Origin of the sequence: Paenibacillus sp. MMS20-IR301 (assembly GCF_032302195.1) — a bacterium.
Lineage (GTDB): Bacteria > Bacillota > Bacilli > Paenibacillales > Paenibacillaceae > Paenibacillus_AQ.
In genome coordinates, this window is sequence record NZ_CP135275.1 from 4,533,043 (window position 1) to 4,557,789 (window position 24,747).

Here is a 24,747-nt window from a genome sequence, read left to right on the forward strand (position 1 = left end):
CCATCACTCTACCCGTTCATGATATCGTTAACGATAAAATAATAATACCATAACTTATATCACACATCCATCGTCTTAATTGACGATTCTCCGGAAAAGTGAAGGGGATTCCGGCTGTTATTGGCGGTATTGCCCGGTAACCATCAGCAGAGCTTCCGGCAGCTGGTCCATAATGGCGGCCAGATTCTCATGCACGCCCTTCGGAGTGCCGGGCAGATTGACAATCAGCGTCCGCCCGCGGATGCCGCAGATGCCTCTGAACAGCATCGCCGCGCGGTTCTTCTGCATAACCGTACTCCGCATCGCTTCGGACATTCCAGGGACCTCACGCTCGATTACACGCCGGGTCGCCTCAGGGGTAACATCACGGATGGCCAGATCGGTGCCTCCAGTGGTCAGAACCAGATCCGCCTGGAAGTAATCCGTCAGCTCAATCAATGCCGCAATAATCTCATCCTGCTCGTCGGGTACGATCCGGTACTCTACAATCTCGCCTCCAAGCTCCTCTTCCACCAGCTCCCGAATAACCTGGGCGCTCGTGTCTTCCCGTTCGCCTCTGGCCCCTTTGTCGCTGGCCGTCAGGATTGCTGTCTTCCACGCCATAGGTTGTCCCTCCTTCTCTGTGTACTATGTATATCCGGCTGCCTGGGCAGCCGCCTTCAGCGCCTTCCGCGTGAGCTCATGCTGTTCATTTATTCTTCTTCCAGCGCGTAATCCCCATTCTTGCCGCCGCTCTTCGACAGGAGCATCGTCGGTCCGATGATCATATCCTTCTGCAGCGCTTTGCACATGTCGTATACTGTCAGCGCCGCTGCGGATACCGCAGTCAGCGCCTCCATCTCCACGCCGGTCAGCCCCGTTGTCTTGACAGTTGCTTCTATATATAGTTCATCCAGGTCGTTATCCGAGAAGCTGATATCTATCCCGGTAAGCGGCAGCGGGTGGCACATAGGAATCCATGAGGCGGTCTGCTTGGCAGCCATAATTCCGGCAACCTGGGCTACAGCAAGCACATCCCCCTTGCCTATTGTCCCGGCCTTAATGGCGTCCAGTGTGCCGGGTGCCATATGAACCCGGCTGCGGGCGGCGGCAGTCCGCCGGGTAATCTCCTTCCCGCTTACATCCACCATGCGGGCTCTGCCCTGTTCATTGAAATGACTTAACTCCATAGCATCTTCTCCTCCCGGCAATTCCAGATGCCGTTCTCCGTAATCAGCATATCTATTAAGGCATCATGCTCTTCCAGCGGCACTTCAGGCACGACCTGCAGATTATAGGCGAGCCCGATCCACAGCGGCCGGACAGTTTCCTGAGCTCCGGCTGTCCCGGCCGCCCGCAAGCGGTCATAGTACCCCTGTCCGTAGCCAAGCCGTCCGCCGCGCCGGTCGAAAGCGAGGCCGGGCACGAATACAGCCTCCGGCAGTCCGGAGTCTGCTGCAGGGACGGCTCCCCCGGCTGCAGGCTCCGGTATGCCATAGGCGCCGGGCACAAGCTCATCCCAGGAACGAACGGGATGAATGCCCAGTGTACCTGCCTCCCGGTTAACCCGGGGAAGCAGCACCTCGCAGTTCTCCGCCCAGGCGTGCATCAGCAGCGGGCGGCAATCCAGCTCGGAGCGGAACGGGGCATAAGCGAGCAGTGAGCGTACTTTCTCCGCTGTAATCCAGCTCCAGGCATGACTACACACCAGAGCAGACAATCTTTCTCTCTGCTCCGGCAGCAGCCCGTCCCTCGAAGCAGCTGTCTCGGCCCGCAATTCGCGCTTCCGGAGAGCCAGCCGTTTGCTGCTGTCCTGCATAGCCAGCTGCCTCCTCTTCAACATGCTCCTTGTTATTCTAAGTCTGTAAGCTCAGTTTACCACTCTTCTCCCCGGTTAGCCAAGGTTGCTTCATTTGCACTGTTAGAAGAATGAACCTCGCGCGGCAAACTTTTTTCATGTAAACTGTAGATTAAGATTATTTCAGAGCCGGGCATGAATGCCAAGGCCAATATGCATGGGTGGAGGTTTCATCAGAATGCTTCTTCAAGCGACAGGAATCACGAAATCATACGGAATAACAAGCGTGCTGGACGGCATCAGCTTAATGGTGAACGAGAAGGAAAGAGTCGGCCTGGTAGGGGTTAACGGCGCCGGCAAATCCACATTCCTGCAGATTCTGGCAGGGGAGATGTCCTACGACAGCGGACAAATCCACAAATCCAAAGAGACAACTATAGGTTATCTGGCCCAGAACAGCGGCCTTCAATCTGATAAAACAATCCAGGAAGAGATGCTCGCTGTATTCGCACCGCTGCTGGAAGCGGAGGCTGAGCTGCGGCAGCTCGAGAGCGATATCGCCGATCCCGCTCTTACCGGGGACGAGAAGCGGTATGAGGATCTGCTGGAGCGTTATGCCAGACGGTCCGACTGGTTCAGGGACCATGGCGGATATGAGATGAACACACGGATCCGCAGCGTGCTGCACGGGATGGGCTTCGGGGAATTCGCACCGGATACGCCGATAGCCACCCTCAGCGGCGGACAGAAAACCCGGCTGGCTCTGGCACGCATACTGCTGCAGGCCCCTGACCTGCTTATGCTCGATGAGCCGACCAACCATCTGGACATTGAGACACTCACCTGGCTGGAGGATTATTTGCGGGGATATGCCGGCGGAATCCTGGTAGTTTCCCATGACCGGTATTTCCTGGACAGGCTGGTAACTACCATTGTGGAGATTGAACGCCACCAGTCCCGCAGATATACAGGTAATTACAGCCGCTACATGGAGCTTAAGGCTGCGGAATACGAGATCCGTATGAAGCAATATGAGAAGCAGCAGGATGAGATTTCCCGGATGGAGGACTTCGTGCAGCGCAACATCGTGCGGGCCTCCACCACCAAGCGGGCACAGAGCCGGCGTAAGGCGCTCGACAAGATGGAACGTATCGACAAGCCGCTCGGGGATCTGAAGAAGGCCAATTTCTCCTTCGAGCCTGACTTCATGTCCGGCAAGGAGGTGCTGCAGCTCCGCAGCGTTGCTGTTGCTTTTAACGAAGGGGCGGCCCCGCTCTTCCGTAACGCTTCCTTCGAGCTTAGACGGGGCGAGACGGCAGCGCTGATCGGGCCAAACGGTATCGGCAAATCCACGCTGCTCCAGTGTCTGACCGGTTCGCGCGAGCCGTCGGCCGGAACAGTGAACTGGGGAACCAAGGTGAAGATCGCCTACTACGACCAGGAGCAGACGAGGCTGAATCCGCGCAACACGGTGCTTGAGGAGCTGTGGAGTGAATATCCGATGCTGGAGGAAGCGCGGATCCGGACCATTCTCGGCAACTTCCTGTTCAGCGGCGAGGATGTCCTGAAGAGGATAGCGGCACTCAGCGGCGGCGAGAAGGCGCGGGTTGCCCTTTCCAAGCTGATGCTGCGCGGTGCCAACATGCTGATTCTCGACGAGCCTACCAACCACCTGGATCTGGTCAGCCGTGAGGTACTGGAAGCGGCCCTGATTGATTTTGAAGGCACGCTGCTGTTCATTTCCCATGACCGGTACTTCCTGAACAAGATGGCCGAGCGGGTCCTGGAGCTGCATCCCGGCGGTATTGATCAATATCTGGGCAATTATGACGACTATATCGAGAAAAAACACGAGCTGGAAGCCATTGCCGAAGAGGAAGCGGAGCTTGCCGCAGCGAAGACTTCCCGGAATACGGACAACGAACCTGCCCCAGCCGACAAAGGTTCTTCACTCTCTTATGAAGCCGATAAGCAGGCCAAACGCGAGGAACGTAACCGCCAGCGGCGGATCGCGGAGCTGGAGGAGAACATTGCGGGGCTGGAGGAAGCCATCTCCAGAGTTGAGCATGAAATGACCAAACCTGAGGTTTATCAGGATTATATGGCGCTGCAGACGCATGAAAGTGACCTTAAAGCCAAGAAACAGCAGCTGGGGGACTTCTTTAGCGAATGGGAGAAATTGGCTGACGAATAATGTAAGCACAGTAAAAAAATAAAGTTCGACTGTTCCCGATTTGTTCATAATTAGTTATCCACAGCACCATCCACAGTTTCCGTGTATAACTACTGCTAATAATTAGCCCTCCGGGGCTTTTTTTATGCGTAAAATCGCTATATTCTGTGTCAAGGACTTTTTATCCACCGAATTATCCACATTATCCACATTTCTCACAGTAATACTTTATTCAGATAACCCCCGTTGATGTTGTTAAAAAAAGAGGCTAAAATGCTGACTTTACACGCTTTTTACACAACTCGTGCAGAATATGTGGATAACGTTGTACACAGCTTGACAAAAGCTGCATTAGGCAGAAAATCTATTGTTTTTTCCCTGAAATCAGGCCCGGGTGAAATTGTCAATAGAACAGATCTCCGCATAGCCTTCCTCATAAAAAAGACCCGCTCTTCGCGCTTGTAAGCGGAAGAACAGGTCAAACGGATCGGCCTAAGCGGGAGCATCGTGGAAATCAACCCTGTTAGTAAGCCGGATCCCTCTGCGGATTAGCCTTTACTGTGAAGAGTAATCAGGTAACCGTCCGGGTCAGCAAAGGTAAAGGTCCGTCCGAAGGGCCCGTCTATGGGCGCGGAAGTAATCTGTACACCTGCTGCAGCAAGCCTGTCGTGGATTTCTTGCGTATCCGGGGCATACAGCCACAGAGCGACACCAAGTCCTGGTTGAGTGCCTGAACCGAGTTCTACTCCTGGCATCAGATCACGAAGAGCAAATGCAATAGGCTTTGTTTCAAAAACCACAGCATGCGGAGGGCCCGCCTGTGAGCGGACGAATCCGAGATAGTGTTGATAGAATTCCGCAGAGCGTTCAAGATTACTCACTTGAAGTGAGATGAAGTCAGGTCCGATTGCTGGCATAATGTCCTCCTCAGGATATACTGTTATTTATGTTCTTGCATGTGATATATCCTGATTATACAATCCGCCTACTGCCACCGTTATGTCAGTAGCGATTTTTTAATTTTTTAGGAACTGCGGCGGACGCTTGGACTTCCGGCCTCTGCTTCCCCCGGAGAAGCCGCAGCCGATTCAGCCAGCAGCGCCGCATTGCAGGCGGCGATATAAGCGATGCCTGCCGCCATAACGATATCCTGATGGATGGCGGTTCCCCGGAATTTGACTCCGTTCCATTCGACCATCACAGCCGCCTCCGCCTGGGCATTCCCGCCGCTGCCCAGGGAGTGCAGCTCAAGCCCGTCAAACAGCAGGCCGCCGTCAATCCCTTGCCCGATTGCGGCAATAACGGCCTCCAGCGGCCCCTCGCCGGTGCTCGTGTACGTGGTTTCAGTCCCGCTGCGCAGATGGCGCACCGTAACTGCAGCTACGCGGTGCGGCGCGCTGCCCGCCAGCACCTGGACCTCGCCAAGCGCGTATACCTGCGCTTCTTGTCCGGTGGTGCTGCTGATCATCCGCAGCAGCTCATCATCGCTGACCGCCTTCTGCCGGTCAGCGGTCTCTTTAAAGGATTCGTAGAGCGCGTCCAGCTCCGCCGGATCCAGGGCAATGCCGTACTTCGCGGCGCGGTCCTTCAGCGCATGGCGCCCGGAATGCTTGCCGAGAATAATCATGCTGCGCGGAATGCCCAGCCGTTCCGGGTCCATGATCTCATACGTGCTGCGGTCCTTCAGCAAGCCGTCCTGGTGAATGCCGGATTCATGCTGGAAGGCGTTCCGGCCGACAACGGGCTTGTTGTATGCAATCGGGAAATGCATCGCCCCGCTGATGATCCGCGAGGTGTCGTACAGCTTATCGAGCTTAATTCCTGTCTCGGCACCGATGGAATCCCCGCGCGTCTCCAGCGCCATCACCAGCTCCTCCAGTGCACAGTTGCCGGTGCGCTCCCCTACACCGTTAACCGTAACCTCGATCTGCGTTGCGCCGCCGGCAATCGCGGCCAGGCTGTTCGCCACAGCCAGCCCCAGATCGTTATGACAGTGGGCGCTGTAGCTTACCTTATCCCCGCCCCTCGCCCCGAGCCGTACCCGCCGGAACATCTCCCCGTATTCATGCGGCAGCGCATAGCCTACGGTGTCAGGCAAGTTAATAATGGTCGCACCTTCTTCAATTACCGCCTCGACCATCTCGATCAGATCATCAATTCCAGTCCGTGCCGCATCCATCGCGGTGAACTCCACCACATCGCTGAACTGGCGGGCATAGGCCGTCATCTCGCGCGCAGCTGCTACAACCTCCGGCCGGCTCTTGCGCAGCTGATGGCGCAGATGAATATCGGAGGAGGAGATGAACAGATGAATCCGCCGCCGTGCCGCATCGCGCGTCGCCCTTACAGCCGCATCGATATCGCCTTTGACCGCACGGGCGAAGCCGCAGATCTCCACGCCCTGAATCTTCCGGGAGATCGCTTCTACCGCTGCGAAATCGCCCGGGCTTGATACAGGGAAGCCCGGTTCCATGATATCCACGCCCAGTTCAGCGAGCTTACCGGCCAGAATAATCTTTTGCTCAGGGGTAAGGCTCGCCCCCGGGGCCTGTTCCCCGTCACGCAGCGTCGTGTCAAAAATCTGAATTCGTTTCTTTACCGGAATAATCATCGTTTTGTCCTCCTCAAATTGGGTTTGTACAGCCTGCCTGCTCTTCCAGAAAACACAAAAAACCGCCGTCTCAATAAAGAGACGGCGGGTCACCCCTCCGCGGTACCACTCTTTTTGACGCATGGGCTCCCAAGTAGGCAAGCTTAAAGCTGCGTCCAGCTCCGCATCATGCAGGCGCCTCAGTTTCATAATCAAACTGGCGGCTTTGCATGAAAGTCCGGTAACGGGGACATCCGTAGCGGCGTACCTGAAGCTCTTTCCGCCGCTCCGCTCACGGGCGAGATTCGACTTTCCTCCGGTGACTGCGTCGCACCACCCCGCAGCTCTCTGTTCACCTTGGCCGTCTACTACTCCCGGTCATTGCGTGTAATTCCTATGTGCGCCTATACAAGCGCGCAATCCCCCCACAAAGTGAGGCTTTGGCGCAGAAGATGACTCAGGTACTTTGCGGGGACCCCAAAACATAAAAATTCCCGCAAAAAAACCTGCCGTCTCATTCAAGAGACGACAGGCTGTTCACCCTCGCGGTACCACTCTTGTTGATATCCGGATTAGCTGAATTCCGCCGCTCCTGTGATATCCACTCAATAACCCTGTTACGGAGGTAAACCGTAACGGTGTACGAAAGGACTGGCCTGCATACTGCATAGCCTCTGCTCCTGTAAGGAGCATCCCGCTTCCACCGCTCCGCTCCCGGACGAGTTCAGGTCTCCTTCGGCTGTGTCGCACCATCCCGCAGCTCTCTTAACCCGGAGTTACCTTAATGCTTCCAATCATCGCGTTTGTTCAATATTGAACTAGATGTAATGAATTGAACTGATTATACCCGTGTTCTCTTACAGAAGTCAATAGGCGGATACCGACCACTTCTCCAGTGAGAACCCGGGATCGGCAACCATATCCAGCGGTATTCCGCCTTCATGCTTCCACTTCACATAAGCAGCGGCACCGATCATCGCCGCATTATCGGTACAATAGACCGGCGGCGGGACAATCAGCTCAATCCCTTCTGCGGTACAGCGCCGGGTCAGCGCTTCACGCAGCCCCTTGTTGGCTGCCACCCCTCCGCAGAGCAGCAGCTGGCGGGCACCGCACTCGCGGACAGCCCGGACAGCCTTCTCTACCAGCACCTCTACCACGGACTCCTGGAAGCCGCGGGCAATCCCGGCCACATCCGGTTCCAGTCCCTTCATCCTGCTCTGATTCACGGCATTCAGTACAGCAGATTTCAGGCCGCTGAAGCTGAAATCATACGAACCCGGCTCCAGCCATACGCGCGGCAAGGGGAAGGCTTCCTGCGCTTCCCGGGCCAGCCGGTCCACATGGGGACCGCCGGGGTAAGGGAAGCCGAGCGCCCTCGCCACCTTGTCGTAAGCCTCACCTACAGCATCGTCCCGGGTGCGCCCGATAATCTTGAACTCACCCTCCCGCTCCATCAGAACCAGTTCCGTATGCCCTCCCGACACGACCAGGGTCATGTTCGGATACTGCAATTCCTTCACCAGCCGGTTGGCATAAATATGGCCGGCAATGTGATGGGTGCCGATGAGCGGCTTGCCCCAGGCCAGCGCAAGGCTTTTGGCAGCAACAACACCGACCAGCAGTGCCCCGACAAGTCCTGGACCCTGGGTCACTGCTACAGCCGTCAGCTCCTGCGGGGTAATTCCCGCCGTGCTTAGCGCTTCTTCAATAACCAGCGTAATGACCTCCACATGCTTGCGTGAAGCCACTTCCGGCACTACGCCGCCGAAGGCCCGGTGCGTCTCAATCTGGCTGGAGATGATATTGGACAGCACCTTACTGCCGTCCTTGACTACAGCGACCGATGTTTCATCACAGCTTGTTTCGATAGCAAGTATAAATACAGGCTCTGCTGCGCCCGTTTCTGTCTTCATTTCAGTTCCACGCTTCCTTCCGTCAAACCTTGCTCCCCGTATTCCGGCAGATCCGCCCACATGATGAGCGCATCCTCACGGTTGTCCGAATAATAGCCCTTGCGGGTACCGGCAGGGCGAAAGCCTTTTTTGCGGTACAAATTCTGGGCCACTTCATTGGAGACCCGCACTTCCAGCGTGATCGACTTCATGCCGAGATAAGCCGCCGTCTTCATCAGCTCATCCAGCAGCCGCTCTCCCCATTTACGCCCGCGGTAAGCCTGAAGCAGCGCAATGTTCGTGACATGCGCCTCATCGACAATCGCCCACATTCCGGCGTAACCGATAATATGCCCGGCCAGCTCCATCACCATATACTTGGCAAAATGATTATGGGTCAGCTCATTGCGGAAAGCCTCCTCTGTCCAAGGCATAGTGAAGGCTTCTCGTTCAATTACAAGAATCTCAGGGACATCCTCCAGCCGCATCAGCCGAAAAACAAGCTCAGCCCCCTGGTCTCTTCCTGCTCCCGGTTCCGTCATCATTTATTCAGGCTCCCTTCACGGCTCCGGCGAAGATTGGCCTCCGCTTCGGTAAGCTGCGTATAATTGGGGATCAGTGCGTGAATATCTGCGGCTTCCTCATAGATGCCCGCTTCGGCCAGGAAGCCTGTCCAGCGGCCTTCAAGCTCATATGGCATTACCTCGATGCCGCCGGCTCCGGCAAGTGCAGCCAGCGCTTCCGGGCTTCCGTGCAGTCCCGTCTCACCGGTGAACAGCAGCCTGCCCGGCTGCCGCCCTTCATCTGCGGCTGTCTTCAGCAGCGCGTCCAGCTCCTGTACCCAGTCCGCCATCAGCCGGATGGCATCAGGCGCAAGCCGCTGCGGCGGGTTGTCCCCGTCCGCAGCGAAGAGCGCGGAATAGGCCTGCCCGCGCCGGGCATCCATCAGCGGGATGATCCAGTCTGGTCCCGCCGTTTCACCTGCAGGCGGCTCAGCGGCTGCGCCTTCCTGCCGCTGCGTGCGTGCCGCATGATAGCCGCCCCACGCCAGCGCATGCAGGCTGGATACACCGGTAACCGGCACATTCCAGGCCCAGGCCAGTGTCTTGGCCGCCGTTACGGCAATGCGGGTCCCGGTATACGACCCGGGTCCGACACCGACGGCTACTCCGCCGATCATGTCCGGAGCAGTCGCCGAGGCCTGCAGCGCCTGCTCAATAATCGGCAGCAGATGCACCGAGTGATTCCGCTCCCCGGAGGCGTTAATCTCATGCAGGAGCTCACCGTCCGCGGTAACCGCCACTCCAAGCACCGCCGTCGATGTATCCAGCGCCAAAAACCGCTTGCGCGGCTCATTATTGAAATTCGTCATGATTCATTACCCCACTTCTGGATCAGCGCCCGGCACACTCCGGCGTAAGGCTCCCCGGTTCCGGTCACCGTAATCTCCCGTTCATCCGGTCCGGCTGACTTCAGCTCTATATGCAGATGCCGCGGCGGCATCAGATCCGTAATTATGCTGCTCCATTCCACCAGACTCACGCCCTGGCCGTAGAAATATTCTTCAAGCCCCAGCTCATCCGCTTCCTGGAATGACAGCCGGTATACATCCATATGATAAAGCGGCAGCCGCCCTTCATACTCCTTGATAATTGTAAAAGTAGGACTGTTCACAATTCCTTCCACTCCAAGATGCCGGGCGTAACACTGCGAGAATGCGGTTTTGCCGGCACCGAGGTCCCCGTCAAGCCCGATAACCATACCCGGCTCAGATAAGGCAGCAATGGCTGCGGCGAGTGCATCTGTGTCCTGAAGGCTGTATGAACGGTAAGTGAACACCGTCTCCATATTATTGTCCAAAAATGCAATACCACCTTTTAGAAAATAGCTATACTTTATCCTTCTGTTTCTCGCTGAAACAGAAATCTTGACGATTACAATACTTTTAATTATATCGGTATGATACTTGCACCGCAACAGGAGCGGCCCGCCCGGGAGCAATGTTTGGCAGCAGCTAAAGCTTCATTTCCTGCTGATGCTGGTTCTCTGCAAGCCTCACCGCTTTTCCCGATCAGGGGCAGCCCCCCCTGAATGCTGTGAGAACAAACTATGCAGCGCCATGCCGGCGATAATGACAGCAATTCCGGCCCAGGACAGCAGGGACGGCAGCGGTGAGGCGAGAATCAGCATTTCACCGAGCAGGGCAAATAATACCTCCAGCGACTGGGTGGCTTCTACCGCGGCAAGGCCGCTCATGCTGCTGCGGACCAGATCGGTAGCACGGAAAAAAAGCACAGTCGCAACTATACCTGACGATAAGGCGACGATTACGGACTGCCCTACTTGTGATGAGGACGGCAAGCCGGCATCGGCCAGGCCGTAAAGACTCAGGAGCAGCCAGAAGGGCAGGCTGGCCAGTGTCATGCCGAGAATGCGCTGAAAGACATCGAGCTTGTCCCCGCACAGCTCCATAGTCTTGCGGTTGCCGAGCGGATACGCAAAGGAGGCAATCAGCACCGGGAGGATGCCAAGCCACACCTGGGAGGGAGCCAGCTCGCGCGCATGCTCAGCCTGCAGCAGAGCTACTCCGGCCAGAATGATTAGCGAGAGAAGCAGCCCGCGCAGCGGGATTTTACCGCGTATGTATTGAGGAATGCCGGAAGGCCCGTTGATCCACTGCCCGAAGAACGGGGCAAGCAGGGAGCCTGAGATAATCGTAATCTGCCAGGTCCCGGCCGTCAGCCATCCTGGTGCGTACGCCGCCGCGAAACAAATGGGCGCATAGAACAGACCGAACCCGACAGTCCCCCAGAGCAGCCAGGCACCCGGACGTTCCCGCATCGCCGCCAGCAGCGGCCTCAGCTTCCCCCTGCCGGCGACAATCGCCAGCAGAAAGGGCAGGGTGAACAAATACCGCAGCGAGGCGCTCCAGGCCCAGCTTCCTCCCGCAAGCTCCATCCTCCGGTTAAGTACAAACGTTACCGCAAAAAACAGCGCCGAACAGACGCCAAGCACAATGGGGCGCAAGTCTATCATCTCTTTTCGTCAAAATTCTTCCCCCAATATAGAAGGTTACGGCGGCTGCCGTCAACCTCTGTGTCAGCTCTGATGTGATCTTTCGCCTGCCGGGCCTGCTGCCGGGCTTCCGGCGGATTAGGGGCACTTGTGCTCCTATTTTCCTCTATACCGCCCACAGCGGGCTGATTTAGGGGCACTTGTGCCCCTATTTTAACAGTCAAGCCGAATATAAGCCGGTCTGATTTCTTTACGGACATCACAGCCCCTATTCGCACATTTTCAGCACTTTCAGCGGGCTTGCGGACATCACAGACCTTGATATGAACGAAACAGTCAAGCGCCGCAGTAGCAATCCCGTTTTTGGCGCACTTAAACAAACCTATCAATTGACGTCTTTTAGAGGAGGTTCCCTTTTTCCCAAAGGGTTGACGCAGTGTTTAACCTTTCTTCTCAACACATAGGGAGGAGCATGTTCTTAACTTGGAGGCAAAAATCATTCGCTGGTTGGCATCCTGATATTCGTGGGTTTACACATGGTATCTATCCATCTGAAGAGCCTGCCGCTAACTATTTTCGTCCGTCGTTTGCAAGCAAACGGGCACAAAGGTCTTCCGCGGCGTTTCTCTTCACCTTGCTCGATTTTGCCTCCAAGGTAAGTCATGCTCTAGCTTCCCGGTTTTCACTTCCTTTCTTTTAGGGTGGGACTTTTTTTCAGTAACGTAACGTGTGGCCTTGTCGTCCATGTACGGCAAGGGTTATCCGGCAATTAGAGAATCCGTGGCTGGGTTTCGGTCGCCCTTCTCCAGAACTCTGGCAATAGCCCATACAAAGCCGGCAAGCTCCCGGGCAATGGCGGCTACGATTTTCGATTTGTGCTTCCCTTTTCCCAGCATCGTCATGTATTTGCGATGAAGTCGATTTTGTGCCTCAAAGGCCATTCGCTGCACCTCCGGCGGCAGTCCGCTGATTCGCTCCCGCAATTTGCGCCGTACGCCCGGTGAGTGCCGGTAATGGTGGGCCGCTTCGACCAGCACCCGCCGCAAATGTGCATTGCCTGCCTTGGTCAGCTTTCCCTGACTACGGCTCACACCGCTGGAGTGTTCACTGGGTACTAACCCACAGTAGCTCATGAACGAGGGGGCGCTGGCAAACCGCGTCACACTGACCATCTCCGACACCAGTGTGGTAGCGGTGAGTGTGGCCACTCCTCGCAGCGCCTGAAGGGCTTCAATAAGTGGCGCCTGCACATGGGTGTGAGAGAGACGCTCGATCTCTTTTTCGTAACGCCGAAGTCGTTCTGCCGTTTCTCGAATGCTCTCCCGGTATTCCTGGAAGACTATGCGGTGGCAGGAACTCTCGAAGCGGAGGGTATCCAGCCACTCTTCAAAGGCGAAGGTCCAGGCCTTGACCTTGCTTGGAGGGAAGAGCTGCAAACGCAGCAGGAACTTGCCCATGCGCTGCTTGTGGCGGTTCATATCTTCTTTGGCGTCCTCGCGGGCTCGAACGAGATCCCGGAGCGCTTCCTCCTCAGGAGAGGGGATGTAGATCCCCGTTAGTTCGCCAGCCCGAAAGAGTTGAGCCAAGCGAAGCGCATCCCGCTTGTCGGTTTTAATCCGGTCCCCAGCGCGCTGAGGGATAAGAGAAGGAGCAACAACGGTACAGGCAATGCCGGCTTCGAGGAGCCAACGGTGAAGCATGTACCCGGTGGGCCCGGCTTCGTAGCAGACTTCCAGTTCCACTCGGGATTCACCGGAACCTTGCAGTTGATGTAGAAGCTTTAGTATGCGTTCCTTGGTATGTTCAATAATCCCCCAAAAGCGGGGTTCGCCACGGCCCTCATCTGCGATGGCTACAGCAATTTTGGCTTTGGATACGTCTAATCCAATATACTTTTTGGCGATACTCATTAGTAAACCGACTCCTTTTTGTTTGTTAGCTCTGAATTGGGATCTTTGAGCCATTCACTCTTAGGATTTCCAATTTAACCTACGAGATAAACAAATTGTGATGTCGGTTTCGTTCATGATAACTATTCACTACGTTCAAGCTGGCAGCTCCACTTTTCCGGTGAAATAACGGCGCTGTGGTCCGTATCGCAGGCATTCTGCCGCTTTTCGACAGGCTTAACGCCTCCTCAGTCCGTAACGCTGACCCATTCAATAATAGCGGTTTCGTGTCAATCTACTTTCTCGCAAGAGGCCGGATCATTCATATCTCACCCGCACCTTCCGCCTGCTTACGGCAGCTTTCAGCATCTTAATGGTTGGAACAGCAAATAAACCGGCTAATCGGGTACACCCCCGCAGCCGGTTTATGTTATTGGATTTTTATTTATCTCCCCTGCTCCTCCAGCCGGTCCACGCCGACCGTTACTGTATTATCCGGCCGTGAACCTACCTGTACAGTAGCCATTCCGTTGTCACCGTCCACATGCTCAATCCAGACTGGCTGCCCGTCAAGATGCACCGCAATGCTATCCTTAGACGCGTAAATATCCTTCGCGCGTTTCACATCCATATCGCTGCCTCCTTATTCCTCGTCTTCCTCTTCAACAGGCTCGCCGATTGTGGCTTCCGCATCCAGCAGCCCGGCATCCTCACTAAGCTCCGCTTCACCCGGGTCTGCAATAATACCGGCCCAATCAACAACCTCCGCCGGAATATCCTCTCCGGAGAGGACATCCATCCAGTTGCGCTCTTTTTCCATATGCTCTCCCGCCATCGCTAAGACTTTCCAGCCCGGCCGCCCCATCTGCGGTTAAGCTGAACAGCTTTATTTTTTCCAAAGGTTCGCAAATCATGCACCCGGCTAGAAAAAGCACCGCTGCCTCATACTAAGCCGTATCGAACTTAAACATCATCTTAGGCTCATCTTCATCAATAATTATCAGGAGGCGATTCGTATGCATACCGTCTGGAAAGGAGCCATCAGCTTCGGACTTGTACATGTTCCGGTCAAGATGTTCTCGGCCACAGAGGATAAAGACATTTCACTGCGCTACATCCACAAAGAATGCGGGAGCCCGCTGTCCTATGTACGCAAATGCCCTGTCTGCGACAAGGAGGTCGCCTGGGAGGAGATCGGCAAGGGTTACGAATATGAGAAGGGTAAGTTTGTCCTGTTCGACAAGGAGGAGCTGGATCAGTTAACGGAGGAGAGCAGCAAGAGCATCACCATACTGGATTTCGTGGATTTAACGGAGATCGACCCGATCTATTTCCAAAAAACCTACTATCTCTCACCCGACCAGGCAGGCTCAAACGCGTACCGGCTGCTGATGGAGGCCATGCGCCAGACCGGTAAAATCGGCATCGCCAAAATTTCCATCCGCTCCAAAAGCAGTCTGGCCGCGATCCGCGTATTGGACGAATGCCTGGCCATTGAGACCATATTCTACCCGGATGAGGTCCGGCCGGTATCGCAGGTACCCGGGCTGCCGGAGCCGGGAAGCGTTAACGACAAAGAGCTGGATATGGCGAAGCTGCTCATTTCCCAGCTGTCCACCCCCTTTGAGCCGGCAAAATATACCGATGATTACCGCCAGCGCATGCTCGATCTGATTACCCATAAAATCGCCGGAGAAGAATTCCACATTGCTCCTGCCCGCCAGGAAAACAATGTGATTGACCTGATGGCTGCCCTCCAGGCCAGCATTGAAGCCGTGCAGCATATTCCGAGCGATCCCGGCCCGGGTCTTACCGGTGCGAAAAAAGGCAAAACTCCGGCAGCCGGCGCAGGGCGGAAACCCGCCAAAACCGCCCGTTCAGCCCCGGCCTCCGCAGCAGGGCCGGCAGCAGTACCGGTGATCGTTCCCAAACCGAAACGGCGCAGCCCCAAAACGAAAGAAACGGGTTCTTAGGGGGCCGGCGCATGAAGCTGCAGCCGATCATCCCTTTTGAACCCGTTCTGACCGAACGGATGCCGGAAGGCGGAAACTGGATCGCCCAGATTAAATGGGACGGTGTGCGGATGTTGTCCTACGGCGACGGCAGCGGAACGGAGCTGATTAACCGGCGCGGCAACCGGCGCACGCTGCAATATCCTGAGCTGGCCGATGTCCGGGCTTACTGCAAAAGCCCTTCCGTCATTCTGGACGGGGAAATCATTGCGCTCAGCGGAGGAAAACCGTCCTTCCACGAGGTCATGCGGCGGGACAGCCTGAAGAATGACGCTGCCATCCGGGCGGCCCGGCAGCAGGTTCCGGTCATCTATATGGTCTTCGATATCCTTTACTGTGCCGGGCGCTGGGTACTGGACCAGCCGCTGGCCGAGCGGCAGCGCCTGCTCGCCGGGATGCTGCTGCCGCACCCGTTCGTGCAGGCCGTACCCAGCTATCAAAGTCCGGCGGAGCTGTTCACGGCTGCACAGAACAAGGAACTGGAAGGCATCGTCTGCAAGGACACAACCAGCATCTACACCCCCGGCGGTAAGGATAAACGCTGGCTCAAACGCAAGATAAGCCGCGATCTGACCGCAGTCGCAGGCGGTGTTACCTTCCGCGACGGACGGGTCAACGCTCTTCTGCTCGGGCTTTTTGACCATGAAGGCAAGCTGCACTATATCGGCCATGCCGGAGCAGGCAAGCTGACCATGCGCGACTGGCAGGATCTTACAGAGCTGACGCCCGGCCTGACCGCCCTGGAGATGCCATTTGCCGCTTCTCCCGAGCGCAGTAAGGGCGCTGTCTGGCTGAAGCCGCAGCTGGTGTTCAAGGTGAATTTTCTGGAATGGAACGCTTCAGGCACTATGCGCCAGCCGGTGCTTCAGGCCAGGGTTGACCTGCCGGCCCGGTCATGTTCTTGGAGCCAGAAGGACACCTAGCTGCCTACTGGGCAGTCAGGCTGCCGGCAATATCCAGCAGCTCCGCTTTGCTCTGTACAGTGTTCCGGGTATCCGTCAATGTATATTCCACACTGCCGTCCGCGCTGCTCCACTGCAATTGCGATTTGAGTTTGTCATGATGCGGGCCAAAGGAGGTGAACATCATCTCCTGCCCGTTCACCTGCACCCGCTCGTCCTTGTCCCCCGGTAATAAAGCGAGCGTGTATCCAGCCGCAAGCTCTCTGGCAGGCTCAGCGCGCAGGCTCAATGCCTCCCCCTTGCGGGTATAAGTCAAATTGGTTACAAATCCGCTCCATGTCAGCATTTCAGAAACGACCTTTTTACCGGCTGCTTTGGACTGCTGCTTGAGTTTATCCCTGAGCTGAATGTATTCCTCATGATAAAATAAAGGAACATCCGGGCTGATGGTTGCCTCCTTCAGCACATAATCCTTGGGCAGCGAAGCCGGAGCCATCAGTACATCTCCGCCCATAGCGGATAATTTCTGTGCTGCTGTGCTTACAGAGTTATAGCTTAACGGCATGTAGCGGATATTCACACTATCCAACTCGTTGAATTTGGCATCATTCACATAAATGGCCTGCACCTCCCCCGCTTTCAAGAGAAGCTCGTATTCCTTAGCCAGCTGAGCATCGATTGAAGAGGACACAGCCGGCTTGGCGCTCTCTGTCGCCATAATGCCGTTACTTTTATTCTTTAATTTGTCAGGCAGCGTTCCCGCCGCTCCCGCCGCTCCGGCTGCTGCGCTCAGCAGCATGGACAAGCCTACTGCGGCAACAGCCGCTTTTTTTATCCTGATCATATTCAATTCCTTCCTTTCGGTTGATTTGTTGTTGCTGCAGCACTCTTGCAATGCCGCCGGGCTGCAAAAAGGGACATGTGCCTATAAACTTCTCTCCTCACCGCTGTACCATGCCGGCGGCAATGGTCTCCCATTGTTCTCTGGGCAGCCGCTGATCCGGCGGGTCTGTTATCCAAGCAAGCCCTCCATAGGCGCTGTCATACCAATACAGCCTGCTTCCTGCATTACCGTCCAGTTCTTTGCCACCGGTTGCCCCGGCAATAAACAGCAGCTCCTGGCCGCCAAAAGACCAACTTTCGGCAGTCTGTCCAGTGGACACCAGGATTTGAATAGGACCGGTTGTTTCTGTATTGTCCCAGCTCACATTGAGTGTAAGCTGCCGGGCGCCTTCCCGGTACACCAGCTCGGCCCGTGCGGGATCCTTCAAGGTCCATAAGGTTATGGCGAGCGGATTCCCGTCTGGAGCAGCTTCAGCTTTGGCCTTCAGTTCCCCCAGTACCTGCTGGTACTGCGGCTCAAATGCAGAGGGAGTATTCGTGAACAGCCAGCCTTGAGTAAACCGGAACCCGCCTATCGCCTCAGGAGGCAGCAAGAAGCTCCATTTTCCCGTTTGCTCCCGGGCTGCCAGTAACTCATCGTAGTTGTCATATTGAATGGTTTTATTCGTGAAAAACAGGGGATCTCCATACCCCAGCCCTTTCATCAATGAAACCAGCTCACTGTCATTTACATAATAAGCCGCCGTCTCTCCCGGCTGTATAGACTCTTGCGCCTGAAGTTCATATTGTTCCCTCAGCTTACCGTACCGCTCCCGTGCAGAAGCTGATCCGGTATAAGCCGGGGTATAGGCCTTACTCACGAAGCTCTTCAGCTGCGCCACAACCCTGCCGCCGCTGTCCTTCAAGGCCAGAGGCTCTCCATCGGTCTGCCGGGTAACCGCAAAATCCGGGCGCTGCTCCTTTCCTGAGGTCTCTTGATCCACCGCATTCTGGAGAACACCGAGACCAGCCAGCCCAAGCAGTGCCGCTGCGCAGAGTCCGGCGGCCAATCCTTTGCCCCGCTTCGCTGCAGGAGGCCCCGGGGGCAGCTGCTGTCTGCTCATAACAGGCGCCTGCACTTCCGTTCCAGTCACTGCTTGTCCCAAGACACCTGCCGCTCCGGGCTTTGACGCAATCCGTTCCTCATGGATGGCCCGTACCCGCTCCATGACGGATGACTTGACATCAAAGCTGTCCGAAGCGTCACCGGAGCCCATTCGTCTTATCCTTCTTTCTTCAGCAGAGATTTGCTCGTCCATTGTTCCTCCCCCTCATTTTGAGCTTGCAGCATGTCAGTGAGCTTAACGATTGTGCGCCGGTATCTTTTTTTGACCGCATCCGTATTTTTCCCCAAGATAGCAGCCATTTCCGCAAAGCTTTGCTCTTCAAAAATCCGCAGCACCAGCAGATTCCGTTCCTCCGCTTTCAGCCGGGAAAGCGCCACAGCCAGCGGTTCATCAAACAGGCAGCGGTCCATCACCTGCTCCGGGCTTTCCGCGAATTTCTGCGGCCGCAGCAGCGTCAGCAGCCGGCCCTGCCGCTGGCGCTGGCGGATGACCTGCAGGCAATGATGATAAGCGATTTTATACAGCCATGAGGAGAAGCTGGCGAGCGGACGGTACTGGCCAATATTTTGATAGGCTTTTACCAGTATCTCCTGCACAGCATCCTCCGCTTCAGCTGCATTGCCGAGCAGACGGCTGCAATAACGGTACATCGGCTTCTGAAAAGCCTCGACGATCTGCCCGTACGGCTCCACTTCGCCGTTTTGCACCCGGACAACGAGGTGTTCCATCTCATCCAAATCGGAAACTCCCCTCTCTTTATTCCTACCATCCTTATAAGCACCGGACGATGCCAAAAGGGACATTTTGCGCAAAAAAGGTACCATACAGAATCCGGACTGAAAAACGGCAATACGGCAAATAATAGGCAGAACAGCCGAACCTGAAGGAGGACGCCGCATGCGAACGGCCATTAAAGGCACTATCACCATAGACGGTCAGCAGATCGTCATCACCAATCCCGACAAACCGCTCTGGCCGGAGATGGGCATCACCAAACAGATTTATCTGGAAAAGCTTACTGCACTCTCCCCCTACCTGCTGCGCTACTGCCGTGACCGGCTGCTGACCGTTATCCGCTATCCGCACGGCGTGCCGGGCATGTCTTTTTATCAAAAAAATGCGCCGGAGCCGCTGCCTCCCTATGTACACACCATAAACCACGACAACATTAATTACATCACGCTAAAAGGGCTGCCTGAGCTGCTATGGCTCGGCAATCTGGCCGCACTGGAATTTCATCCTTCCCTTCATTATGCCGGCAGCAGCCTGCCCTGTGAATGGATGATTGATCTGGATCCTTCCCTCGAGGTTGAACCGCGCATTATGGAAGCCACAGCCGTCGTCGGCGCCGTACTCCGGTCACTGGGGCTGGACTCCATCCCCAAGACCTCCGGCGCAACCGGTGTGCAGATTATCGTTCCGGTAGAACCTGGTATAACCTTCGGGGAGCTGCGGCAGATCGGGCATTTCGTCGGCCGTTATGTCACCGAGAAACGCCCTGACCTGTTCACGCTGGAACGGCTGAAGAAGCACCGCGGGAATAAAATCTATTTTGATTATCTTCAGCATTACGGCGGCAAAACGCTGGCTGCACCGTATACCCCGCGTGCACGCCCGCTGGCCACAGTCTCCACACCGCTGCTGTGGGAAGAGGTCGAGCGGAATGTCACTCCGGCGGATTATCACCTGCTGAACATCGAGGAGCGTTTGTCCGGGATGGGGGATCTTATCGCGCAGGTTGCGCCCCAGCCGGTAGGCGAGATTGTTGCCAGGCTTCCCTGAAAACAACAATAAGCCCGCAGCTGCCTGTTCCCAGGCTTAGCGGGCTTATTCGGCGTCCAGCTCATGGACGGAAGGTATTCTATATGAGAATACGGCGCAGCAAGTATAGACCGCCGTATTGGTTACTCTGACGTTCGTAAATATACCTTCCTTCGGGTAGCACTCCGGCAGTTGCGGGCAGCGCTAATGGATTGCTTTTTTCTTAAAGCGGCCGCCTTTGACATCATGGATATTGCCGATCGCGATAAATGCGTCAGAATCCCAATCCTCTACAATAGACTTAAGCTTTGCTTCTTCCAGACGGGTAATTACAACAAAAATCACTTTCTTGTTGTCGCCGGAAAATCCGCCTTCACCATCCAGATAGGTTACTCCGCGTCCCAGACGTTCGGTTAACGCTTCGCCGATATCGCGGAATTTATCACTGATAATCCAGACCGATTTCGACTGGTCCAGACCTTCAAGCGTAATATCAATCAGTTTGAAAGCAATATAATAGGCGATCAGTGAAAACATCGCATTATTCCAGCCGAACACAAATCCTGCACCGGAAAGAATAAACAGGTTGAAGAACATGACAACTTCCCCTACAGAGAACGGAAGCCGCTTGGCTACAAGAATTGCTACAATTTCGGTACCATCGAGCGATCCGCCGTAACGGACCACCAGTCCGACCCCTGCCCCGAGAATTACCCCCCCGAACACTGCTGCAAGCAGCGGTTCAACCGTAATCGGATTAACGGGATGGAGCAACTGGGTGCCGATCGACATCACAACTACTGCAAATAAGGTAGATAAGGCAAAGGTTTTACCGATCTGCTTATATCCGATCACCAGAAACGGCAGGTTAAGCAGCGTCAATAAAATACCCAGAGGTATATGAAAAATAGAAGACAACATAATGGAAATACCAGTTATTCCGCCGTCAATCAACTTATTGGGAACAAGAAAAATCTCCAGTGCAACAGACATCATGGCCGCTCCGATGACAATCATCACAATCCGCTGGGCCAGTCTTGCAGTCTTGAAAGCTCCTGATTTCTGAGGTTTCTTCTGCTCCTCACTCGTAAAGATTTGCTGGCTTACAGTCATAGAACTCCCCCTATAAAAAGTTTATCTAAGAAGTATACGAAAGCAGAATTTGCAGGTGCGCTTTCTCCCCTTTGCTTCTTATACTCCTATTATAACATAAGGAAGCTCAAATAACGCATGGAAGATGATATAACCTTCGATAAACGATGCTTCTGCCATATTTCCTGTCATAAAAGCGGCGATAAGAGCTGACACAGCTCCTCAATCCGTTTGACATTACGGCTCCGCTCCTGAAACTCCTTAGGATCAATGTATTCACTGTGTTTCAGGTCATTGCCGAAATCTTCCGCCAGCCCGGCAATCTGCTCCGGATGAAGCAGAACGGCCGTCAATTCAAAGTTTGAATAGAAGCTGCGCATATCCAGATTGGCACTGCCGACTGTGGCCAGCAGACTATCAATGATCATAACCTTGGCATGCATGAAGCCGTTGGTGTAGCGGTAGAACTTCACTCCGGCATCCTGCAGATTCTCAAGATAAGACAGTGTTGCATAATACACCAGCTTATTATCCGGCCTCGCAGGAATAATCACCCTGACCTCTACTCCGCTGAGCACTGCATTCTTAAGCGCCCGGCAAACCGCCGGGTCTGGAATGAAATACGGCGAGGCCAGCCAGATCCGCTCCTTCGCAGCACAGATGGAGGCGAAAAACATCTCCTGGGTAGTATCAATTCCCCCATCCGGGCCGCTGGCTATGATCTGTACCGCATTCCGGCCGCTGCAGGCATGTGCAGGGAAAAACCGCGGATGGCTCATGATATCGCCGGAAGCCAGCCGCCAGTCTTTAAGAAACACATATTGCAGGTGATAGACCGAATCGCCCTCGAGCCGCAGATGTGTATCGCGCCAATAGCCCATTTTGGGGTCCTTCCCCAAGTAATCATCGCCTATATTCATCCCGCCGGTGAAGCCGGTTAACCCGTCAACCACAAGAATCTTGCGGTGATTGCGGTAATTGAAGCGGCGGTCCAGCAGTGAAACCAGCGGCGGCAGAAAAAAATGAACCTGGGCGCCTGCCTGCTTCAGTGTATTTACAAATGTGCGGCTTAGCTTGTGGCTTCCCAGGCCATCGCATAACAGGCGCACCCGGACTCCCTGGCGTGCCTTGCGGACCATAACCTCCTGGAACTGCCGGCCAATCTCATCATCGCGGAAAATATAGAACTCCAGATGAATATGCTCCTGCGCCTGCTCCATCGACGCCAGCATTGCCTTATAAGCGGCCTCCGCGCTGGACAGCACCTCACATTTATTCTGGCTGGTGATGGGGCTCTCCGCCAGTCCGGAGAGCAGATGAAGCAGCTCCGGGCGCTGCCCGAATCCGGAATTCCCCGTATCTGCAGCCTGACGGACAATCTCGATTTTGCCGGCTACATGGCCGCGGATCTCACGCAGGAGTGATACGCACCGTCTGCCCAGCTTGCGCTCCTGCCAGTAATCGCGCCCCAGGAAATAATAGAATAGCAGCCCAAGCGGCGGGCAGCAGAAGGTAATGCAGATCCAGACGAGCGCCCTTTGCGGACGTCGGAACTCCGAAATAATGATAATGGCGAGCTGCAGTATAAACAGCATTAAAATAATGGCGAATATCTTCATTCTTACTACCCTCCTAAAAGTTTTGTTAGCATCAGCATCCTGTTTCTCTTCGCAAAACTTGCTCCGGAAGCATAAGCTTTAAGTTTTGTTAGCACCCGGCATCCTGTTTCTCTTCGCAAAACTTGCTCCGGAAGCTGCTTCCTATTACAGGTTTTGCCGTAACTCTCCTTCTTTATTCAAGCAAACCGTTGTCATGTTCGTTAAAGGTATGGAATACATAGAGTAGTAGGACGAATCGGATGAGCCCGGGTTCACCGTATACCGCCGTACCATTCAGTTAACACCAAGCGGCTGCTGAGGCCGCAGGAAGGAGACGTTATGAACAGTCAGCCAGATCATAACAGGATTACGCTGCTCGTCGTCCGTGAGGCCGGACGGCCGGTCAGACAGCTGCACCTGTCAAAGCCGCTTGCCCTGGCTTTGCCTGCCGCTGCCGCCCTATCCCTCTCCAGTCTCGTCACCTCCATGCATATCCATGCCTCCCGGTCCATTTCCGAGCTGGAGGCAGAAGCAGCAGCACTTTCGCTTAAGAATATCCGGATGGAGCTGAAGGTCGCCGATAAGGATGAGGCGCTGCTGCAGCTCCGCAGCCAGGTGACGGAGCTGTCAGAAGAAGCCCAGAGTATTAAAGACAAGCTGAAAAGTGTCACGGAACTGGAGCAGCAGCTGCAGTCACTGATTGATGAGGAGACCACTTCGTCGTCCGGTAATGCTGCCGGTGCAGACGATACCGATACCACCGCTTCGGCTCCGGATGCTTCCAGGAGCGCTAAGCCGCCGCTGATCGTGGCCGCCTCGGCTAAAGTAGCAGTGACAGGAGCACCGGAAGAGAGCAAGCGCACCACTACAGCCCCGTTCCTCAAACAGCAGGACACTGATTTTCCGACTGGCAATTTATCTGCAATAGACTTCCGGTTTGGTGCTGTCACCACGGCACTGGCCAGTACCGTACCTCTCCAGGTCGGGGGGGAATATATCGCCATGTATGCAGAGGATCCGCTGGAGCTGGTCCAGGATACGAAGGACGACTTCGAGGAAATCCGCAGTATGCTGGATAAAATGGTCAACAGCATCTCGAGCACGATTACAGAAGCTGAAGAGGCCAATCAGTTAGAAGCCAGTCTTCAGGCGCAAAAAGCCCGGGAAGAAAAAGCGCGGCTCGCCCCGGCAGTCATCTGGCCTACAGGCTCGAAAGTGATTACCTCCAGCTTCGGTTACCGTTCTGATCCGTTCAAAGGAGTATCTGCCTATCATTCAGGGATCGATATCGCCGGCAGCATAGGAGATCCTGTGTACGCTGCAATGGGCGGGGTAGTCACCTCCGCAGACCAAATGGGCGCCAGAGGCAAATATATCATTATCAAGCATGACAACGGGCTGGAGACCTGGTATATGCACTTGAACAGCATGAATGTCTCACCGGGCGAGACGGTCGGCAAGGGGGAGCAAATCGGCACACTGGGCAACACCGGCCGCAGCACAGGGCCTCATCTGCATTTTCAGATCGTAAAGGGAAACAATCCGGTAAATCCGCTTGGTTACGTGAAGCCGTAATTCAGAAGGTTATCAGTTATCGTGGGAGACCAATCTAAGGGGGACAATTAGCAATGTGGAACAAACGTAAAGCAAGTCCGTCCTATAAATCAACAGACTCACTGATCGGACACGGAGGCACACTCGAAGGTAAAGTAAACTGTGATACCAATCTGCGGATAGAAGGAAATTTCAGCGGGGAAATCCTCTGCCAGGGAACTGTGACAGTAGGCGAACAGGGAATGGTTCATTCCAGTATTAAAGCGCAGGAAATTGTAATCGCCGGCAAAGTTTACGGCGATGTTACTGCCGGCCGCAAGCTGATCATGACCGGCACCGGACAGCTGCATGGCAACATTGCCGCCGCGGCACTTAGCATCATGGAGGGAAGTATTCTCAACGGTGCCGTAGCCATGACGGAACAGCCCGCTGCTGAAGAAGCAGGCCGGACTGTACCCGCAGGCCGTAAGGACAAGTCAGGCAAACGCGGCAGCAATCAGAGCAGTCTGGAAGGCGCCTAAGCGGGAATCCTCCCGCTCA

Annotated in this window: 24 protein-coding genes and 1 other annotated feature; of the genes, 6 read left to right on the forward strand and 18 right to left on the reverse strand. The window is 55.1% G+C overall.

Annotation, left to right across the window (positions count from 1 at the left end; all coding sequences use genetic code 11):
• Window positions 1-117: 117 nt before the first annotated feature.
• The 3 genes from LOS79_RS19495 to LOS79_RS19505 form a co-directional block, all read right to left on the reverse strand.
• Window positions 118-603, reverse strand: coding sequence for a MogA/MoaB family molybdenum cofactor biosynthesis protein (locus tag LOS79_RS19495; RefSeq protein ID WP_315411714.1), 486 nt, complete (start codon window positions 601-603; stop codon window positions 118-120).
• Between the two features lie 89 nt (window positions 604-692).
• Window positions 693-1,169 carry a cyclic pyranopterin monophosphate synthase MoaC gene (moaC, locus tag LOS79_RS19500; protein WP_315411715.1) on the reverse strand — a complete coding sequence of 159 codons (477 nt, stop codon included), beginning with the start codon at window positions 1,167-1,169 and terminating at the stop codon, window positions 693-695.
• Window positions 1,160-1,798, reverse strand: coding sequence for a 5-formyltetrahydrofolate cyclo-ligase (locus LOS79_RS19505; RefSeq protein ID WP_315411716.1), 639 nt, complete (start codon window positions 1,796-1,798; stop codon window positions 1,160-1,162). Before LOS79_RS19505 ends, moaC begins: the two co-directional genes overlap by 10 nt.
• Before the next feature lie 217 nt (window positions 1,799-2,015).
• Here LOS79_RS19505 and LOS79_RS19510 point away from each other — a divergent pair, with 217 nt between their 5' ends.
• Window positions 2,016-3,971, forward strand: coding sequence for an ABC-F family ATP-binding cassette domain-containing protein (locus LOS79_RS19510; RefSeq protein WP_315411717.1), 1,956 nt, complete (start codon window positions 2,016-2,018; stop codon window positions 3,969-3,971).
• Between the two features lie 527 nt (window positions 3,972-4,498).
• Here LOS79_RS19510 and LOS79_RS19515 read toward each other — a convergent pair.
• The 10 genes from LOS79_RS19515 to LOS79_RS19560 form a co-directional block, all read right to left on the reverse strand.
• Entirely contained in the window at window positions 4,499-4,867 is a 369-nt protein-coding gene (locus LOS79_RS19515) for a VOC family protein (protein WP_315411718.1), read from the reverse strand.
• Between the two features lie 107 nt (window positions 4,868-4,974).
• Window positions 4,975-6,561, reverse strand: a complete 1,587-nt coding sequence (locus tag LOS79_RS19520) for a 2-isopropylmalate synthase (RefSeq protein WP_315411719.1) — start codon at window positions 6,559-6,561, stop codon at window positions 4,975-4,977.
• 74 nt (window positions 6,562-6,635) lie between these two features.
• Window positions 6,636-6,931: a binding site (T-box leader), on the reverse strand.
• Window positions 6,932-7,406: 475 nt separating this feature from the next.
• Window positions 7,407-8,456, reverse strand: coding sequence for a tRNA (adenosine(37)-N6)-threonylcarbamoyltransferase complex transferase subunit TsaD (gene tsaD, locus LOS79_RS19525; protein WP_315411720.1), 1,050 nt, complete (start codon window positions 8,454-8,456; stop codon window positions 7,407-7,409).
• Window positions 8,453-8,977, reverse strand: coding sequence for a ribosomal protein S18-alanine N-acetyltransferase (rimI, locus tag LOS79_RS19530; RefSeq protein ID WP_397386802.1), 525 nt, complete (start codon window positions 8,975-8,977; stop codon window positions 8,453-8,455). Before rimI ends, tsaD begins: the two co-directional genes overlap by 4 nt.
• Window positions 8,977-9,807, reverse strand: a complete 831-nt coding sequence (gene tsaB, locus LOS79_RS19535; protein WP_315411722.1) for a tRNA (adenosine(37)-N6)-threonylcarbamoyltransferase complex dimerization subunit type 1 TsaB — start codon at window positions 9,805-9,807, stop codon at window positions 8,977-8,979. Before tsaB ends, rimI begins: the two co-directional genes overlap by 1 nt.
• Window positions 9,804-10,283 (reverse strand): tRNA (adenosine(37)-N6)-threonylcarbamoyltransferase complex ATPase subunit type 1 TsaE, encoded by a 480-nt coding sequence (tsaE, locus tag LOS79_RS19540; protein ID WP_315422333.1) that lies wholly within the window; start codon window positions 10,281-10,283, stop codon window positions 9,804-9,806. Before tsaE ends, tsaB begins: the two co-directional genes overlap by 4 nt.
• 207 nt (window positions 10,284-10,490) lie before the next feature.
• Window positions 10,491-11,471, reverse strand: a complete 981-nt coding sequence (locus LOS79_RS19545) for a DMT family transporter (protein ID WP_315411723.1) — start codon at window positions 11,469-11,471, stop codon at window positions 10,491-10,493.
• Between the two features lie 737 nt (window positions 11,472-12,208).
• Window positions 12,209-13,360 carry an IS110 family RNA-guided transposase gene (locus tag LOS79_RS19550; RefSeq protein WP_315411724.1) on the reverse strand — a complete coding sequence of 384 codons (1,152 nt, stop codon included), beginning with the start codon at window positions 13,358-13,360 and terminating at the stop codon, window positions 12,209-12,211.
• A 424-nt stretch (window positions 13,361-13,784) separates the two neighbouring features.
• Window positions 13,785-13,970 (reverse strand): H-type small acid-soluble spore protein, encoded by a 186-nt coding sequence (locus tag LOS79_RS19555; protein WP_315411725.1) that lies wholly within the window; start codon window positions 13,968-13,970, stop codon window positions 13,785-13,787.
• A gap of 12 nt (window positions 13,971-13,982) precedes the next feature.
• Window positions 13,983-14,159, reverse strand: a complete 177-nt coding sequence (locus LOS79_RS19560; protein WP_315411726.1) for a hypothetical protein — start codon at window positions 14,157-14,159, stop codon at window positions 13,983-13,985.
• Window positions 14,160-14,355: 196 nt separating this feature from the next.
• Here LOS79_RS19560 and LOS79_RS19565 point away from each other — a divergent pair, with 196 nt between their 5' ends.
• Complete coding sequence (locus LOS79_RS19565; protein ID WP_315411727.1) at window positions 14,356-15,312, forward strand: non-homologous end joining protein Ku; 957 nt, start codon at window positions 14,356-14,358, stop codon at window positions 15,310-15,312.
• Between the two features lie 11 nt (window positions 15,313-15,323).
• Window positions 15,324-16,274, forward strand: a complete 951-nt coding sequence (locus tag LOS79_RS19570; RefSeq protein ID WP_315411728.1) for an ATP-dependent DNA ligase — start codon at window positions 15,324-15,326, stop codon at window positions 16,272-16,274.
• Window positions 16,275-16,278: 4 nt separating this feature from the next.
• On the opposite strand, the gene LOS79_RS19575 is transcribed toward LOS79_RS19570, so the two are convergent.
• The 3 genes from LOS79_RS19575 to LOS79_RS19585 form a co-directional block, all read right to left on the reverse strand.
• A complete protein-coding gene (locus tag LOS79_RS19575) occupies window positions 16,279-17,097 on the reverse strand; it encodes a hypothetical protein (RefSeq protein ID WP_315411729.1) in 819 nt (272 codons plus the stop codon).
• A gap of 97 nt (window positions 17,098-17,194) precedes the next feature.
• Entirely contained in the window at window positions 17,195-18,394 is a 1,200-nt protein-coding gene (locus LOS79_RS19580; RefSeq protein WP_315411730.1) for a hypothetical protein, read from the reverse strand.
• Window positions 18,358-18,930 carry an RNA polymerase sigma factor gene (locus LOS79_RS19585; protein ID WP_315422335.1) on the reverse strand — a complete coding sequence of 191 codons (573 nt, stop codon included), beginning with the start codon at window positions 18,928-18,930 and terminating at the stop codon, window positions 18,358-18,360. Before LOS79_RS19585 ends, LOS79_RS19580 begins: the two co-directional genes overlap by 37 nt.
• A 169-nt stretch (window positions 18,931-19,099) precedes the next feature.
• Here LOS79_RS19585 and ligD point away from each other — a divergent pair, with 169 nt between their 5' ends.
• Window positions 19,100-19,984 carry a non-homologous end-joining DNA ligase gene (gene ligD / locus LOS79_RS19590; RefSeq protein ID WP_315411731.1) on the forward strand — a complete coding sequence of 295 codons (885 nt, stop codon included), beginning with the start codon at window positions 19,100-19,102 and terminating at the stop codon, window positions 19,982-19,984.
• Window positions 19,985-20,167: 183 nt separating this feature from the next.
• On the opposite strand, the gene LOS79_RS19595 is transcribed toward ligD, so the two are convergent.
• Together LOS79_RS19595 and cls are read right to left on the reverse strand one after the other, a co-directional pair.
• Window positions 20,168-21,076 (reverse strand): YitT family protein, encoded by a 909-nt coding sequence (locus LOS79_RS19595; protein ID WP_315411732.1) that lies wholly within the window; start codon window positions 21,074-21,076, stop codon window positions 20,168-20,170.
• Between the two features lie 167 nt (window positions 21,077-21,243).
• The gene (cls, locus tag LOS79_RS19600) at window positions 21,244-22,674 is read right to left on the reverse strand and encodes a cardiolipin synthase (protein ID WP_315411733.1); all 1,431 of its coding nucleotides are present in this window, start codon (window positions 22,672-22,674) and stop codon (window positions 21,244-21,246) included.
• Window positions 22,675-22,992: 318 nt separating this feature from the next.
• On the opposite strand from cls, the gene LOS79_RS19605 reads away from it, so the two are divergent.
• Both LOS79_RS19605 and LOS79_RS19610 read left to right on the forward strand, forming a co-directional pair.
• Window positions 22,993-24,228, forward strand: a complete 1,236-nt coding sequence (locus tag LOS79_RS19605; protein WP_315411734.1) for a peptidoglycan DD-metalloendopeptidase family protein — start codon at window positions 22,993-22,995, stop codon at window positions 24,226-24,228.
• 53 nt (window positions 24,229-24,281) lie between these two features.
• Window positions 24,282-24,728, forward strand: coding sequence for a bactofilin family protein (locus LOS79_RS19610; protein ID WP_315411735.1), 447 nt, complete (start codon window positions 24,282-24,284; stop codon window positions 24,726-24,728).
• Window positions 24,729-24,747 lie beyond the last annotated feature (19 nt).

What these genes read in the sequence shown, in the direction of transcription:
- LOS79_RS19495 (WP_315411714.1), bottom strand. Translation starts at nt 603, where the DNA reads ATGGCGTGGAAGACAGCAATCCTGACGGCCAGCGACAAAGGGGCCAGA.
- moaC (WP_315411715.1), bottom strand. Translation starts at nt 1,169, where the DNA reads ATGGAGTTAAGTCATTTCAATGAACAGGGCAGAGCCCGCATGGTGGAT.
- LOS79_RS19505 (WP_315411716.1), bottom strand. Translation starts at nt 1,798, where the DNA reads ATGCAGGACAGCAGCAAACGGCTGGCTCTCCGGAAGCGCGAATTGCGG.
- LOS79_RS19510 (WP_315411717.1), top strand. Translation starts at nt 2,016, where the DNA reads ATGCTTCTTCAAGCGACAGGAATCACGAAATCATACGGAATAACAAGC.
- LOS79_RS19515 (WP_315411718.1), bottom strand. Translation starts at nt 4,867, where the DNA reads ATGCCAGCAATCGGACCTGACTTCATCTCACTTCAAGTGAGTAATCTT.
- LOS79_RS19520 (WP_315411719.1), bottom strand. Translation starts at nt 6,561, where the DNA reads ATGATTATTCCGGTAAAGAAACGAATTCAGATTTTTGACACGACGCTG.
- tsaD (WP_315411720.1), bottom strand. Translation starts at nt 8,456, where the DNA reads ATGAAGACAGAAACGGGCGCAGCAGAGCCTGTATTTATACTTGCTATC.
- rimI (WP_397386802.1), bottom strand. Translation starts at nt 8,977, where the DNA reads ATGACGGAACCGGGAGCAGGAAGAGACCAGGGGGCTGAGCTTGTTTTT.
- tsaB (WP_315411722.1), bottom strand. Translation starts at nt 9,807, where the DNA reads ATGACGAATTTCAATAATGAGCCGCGCAAGCGGTTTTTGGCGCTGGAT.
- tsaE (WP_315422333.1), bottom strand. Translation starts at nt 10,283, where the DNA reads ATGGAGACGGTGTTCACTTACCGTTCATACAGCCTTCAGGACACAGAT.
- LOS79_RS19545 (WP_315411723.1), bottom strand. Translation starts at nt 11,471, where the DNA reads ATGATAGACTTGCGCCCCATTGTGCTTGGCGTCTGTTCGGCGCTGTTT.
- LOS79_RS19550 (WP_315411724.1), bottom strand. Translation starts at nt 13,360, where the DNA reads ATGAGTATCGCCAAAAAGTATATTGGATTAGACGTATCCAAAGCCAAA.
- LOS79_RS19555 (WP_315411725.1), bottom strand. Translation starts at nt 13,970, where the DNA reads ATGGATGTGAAACGCGCGAAGGATATTTACGCGTCTAAGGATAGCATT.
- LOS79_RS19560 (WP_315411726.1), bottom strand. Translation starts at nt 14,159, where the DNA reads ATGGAAAAAGAGCGCAACTGGATGGATGTCCTCTCCGGAGAGGATATT.
- LOS79_RS19565 (WP_315411727.1), top strand. Translation starts at nt 14,356, where the DNA reads ATGCATACCGTCTGGAAAGGAGCCATCAGCTTCGGACTTGTACATGTT.
- LOS79_RS19570 (WP_315411728.1), top strand. Translation starts at nt 15,324, where the DNA reads ATGAAGCTGCAGCCGATCATCCCTTTTGAACCCGTTCTGACCGAACGG.
- LOS79_RS19575 (WP_315411729.1), bottom strand. Translation starts at nt 17,097, where the DNA reads ATGATCAGGATAAAAAAAGCGGCTGTTGCCGCAGTAGGCTTGTCCATG.
- LOS79_RS19580 (WP_315411730.1), bottom strand. Translation starts at nt 18,394, where the DNA reads ATGGACGAGCAAATCTCTGCTGAAGAAAGAAGGATAAGACGAATGGGC.
- LOS79_RS19585 (WP_315422335.1), bottom strand. Translation starts at nt 18,930, where the DNA reads ATGGAACACCTCGTTGTCCGGGTGCAAAACGGCGAAGTGGAGCCGTAC.
- ligD (WP_315411731.1), top strand. Translation starts at nt 19,100, where the DNA reads ATGCGAACGGCCATTAAAGGCACTATCACCATAGACGGTCAGCAGATC.
- LOS79_RS19595 (WP_315411732.1), bottom strand. Translation starts at nt 21,076, where the DNA reads ATGACTGTAAGCCAGCAAATCTTTACGAGTGAGGAGCAGAAGAAACCT.
- cls (WP_315411733.1), bottom strand. Translation starts at nt 22,674, where the DNA reads ATGAAGATATTCGCCATTATTTTAATGCTGTTTATACTGCAGCTCGCC.
- LOS79_RS19605 (WP_315411734.1), top strand. Translation starts at nt 22,993, where the DNA reads ATGAACAGTCAGCCAGATCATAACAGGATTACGCTGCTCGTCGTCCGT.
- LOS79_RS19610 (WP_315411735.1), top strand. Translation starts at nt 24,282, where the DNA reads ATGTGGAACAAACGTAAAGCAAGTCCGTCCTATAAATCAACAGACTCA.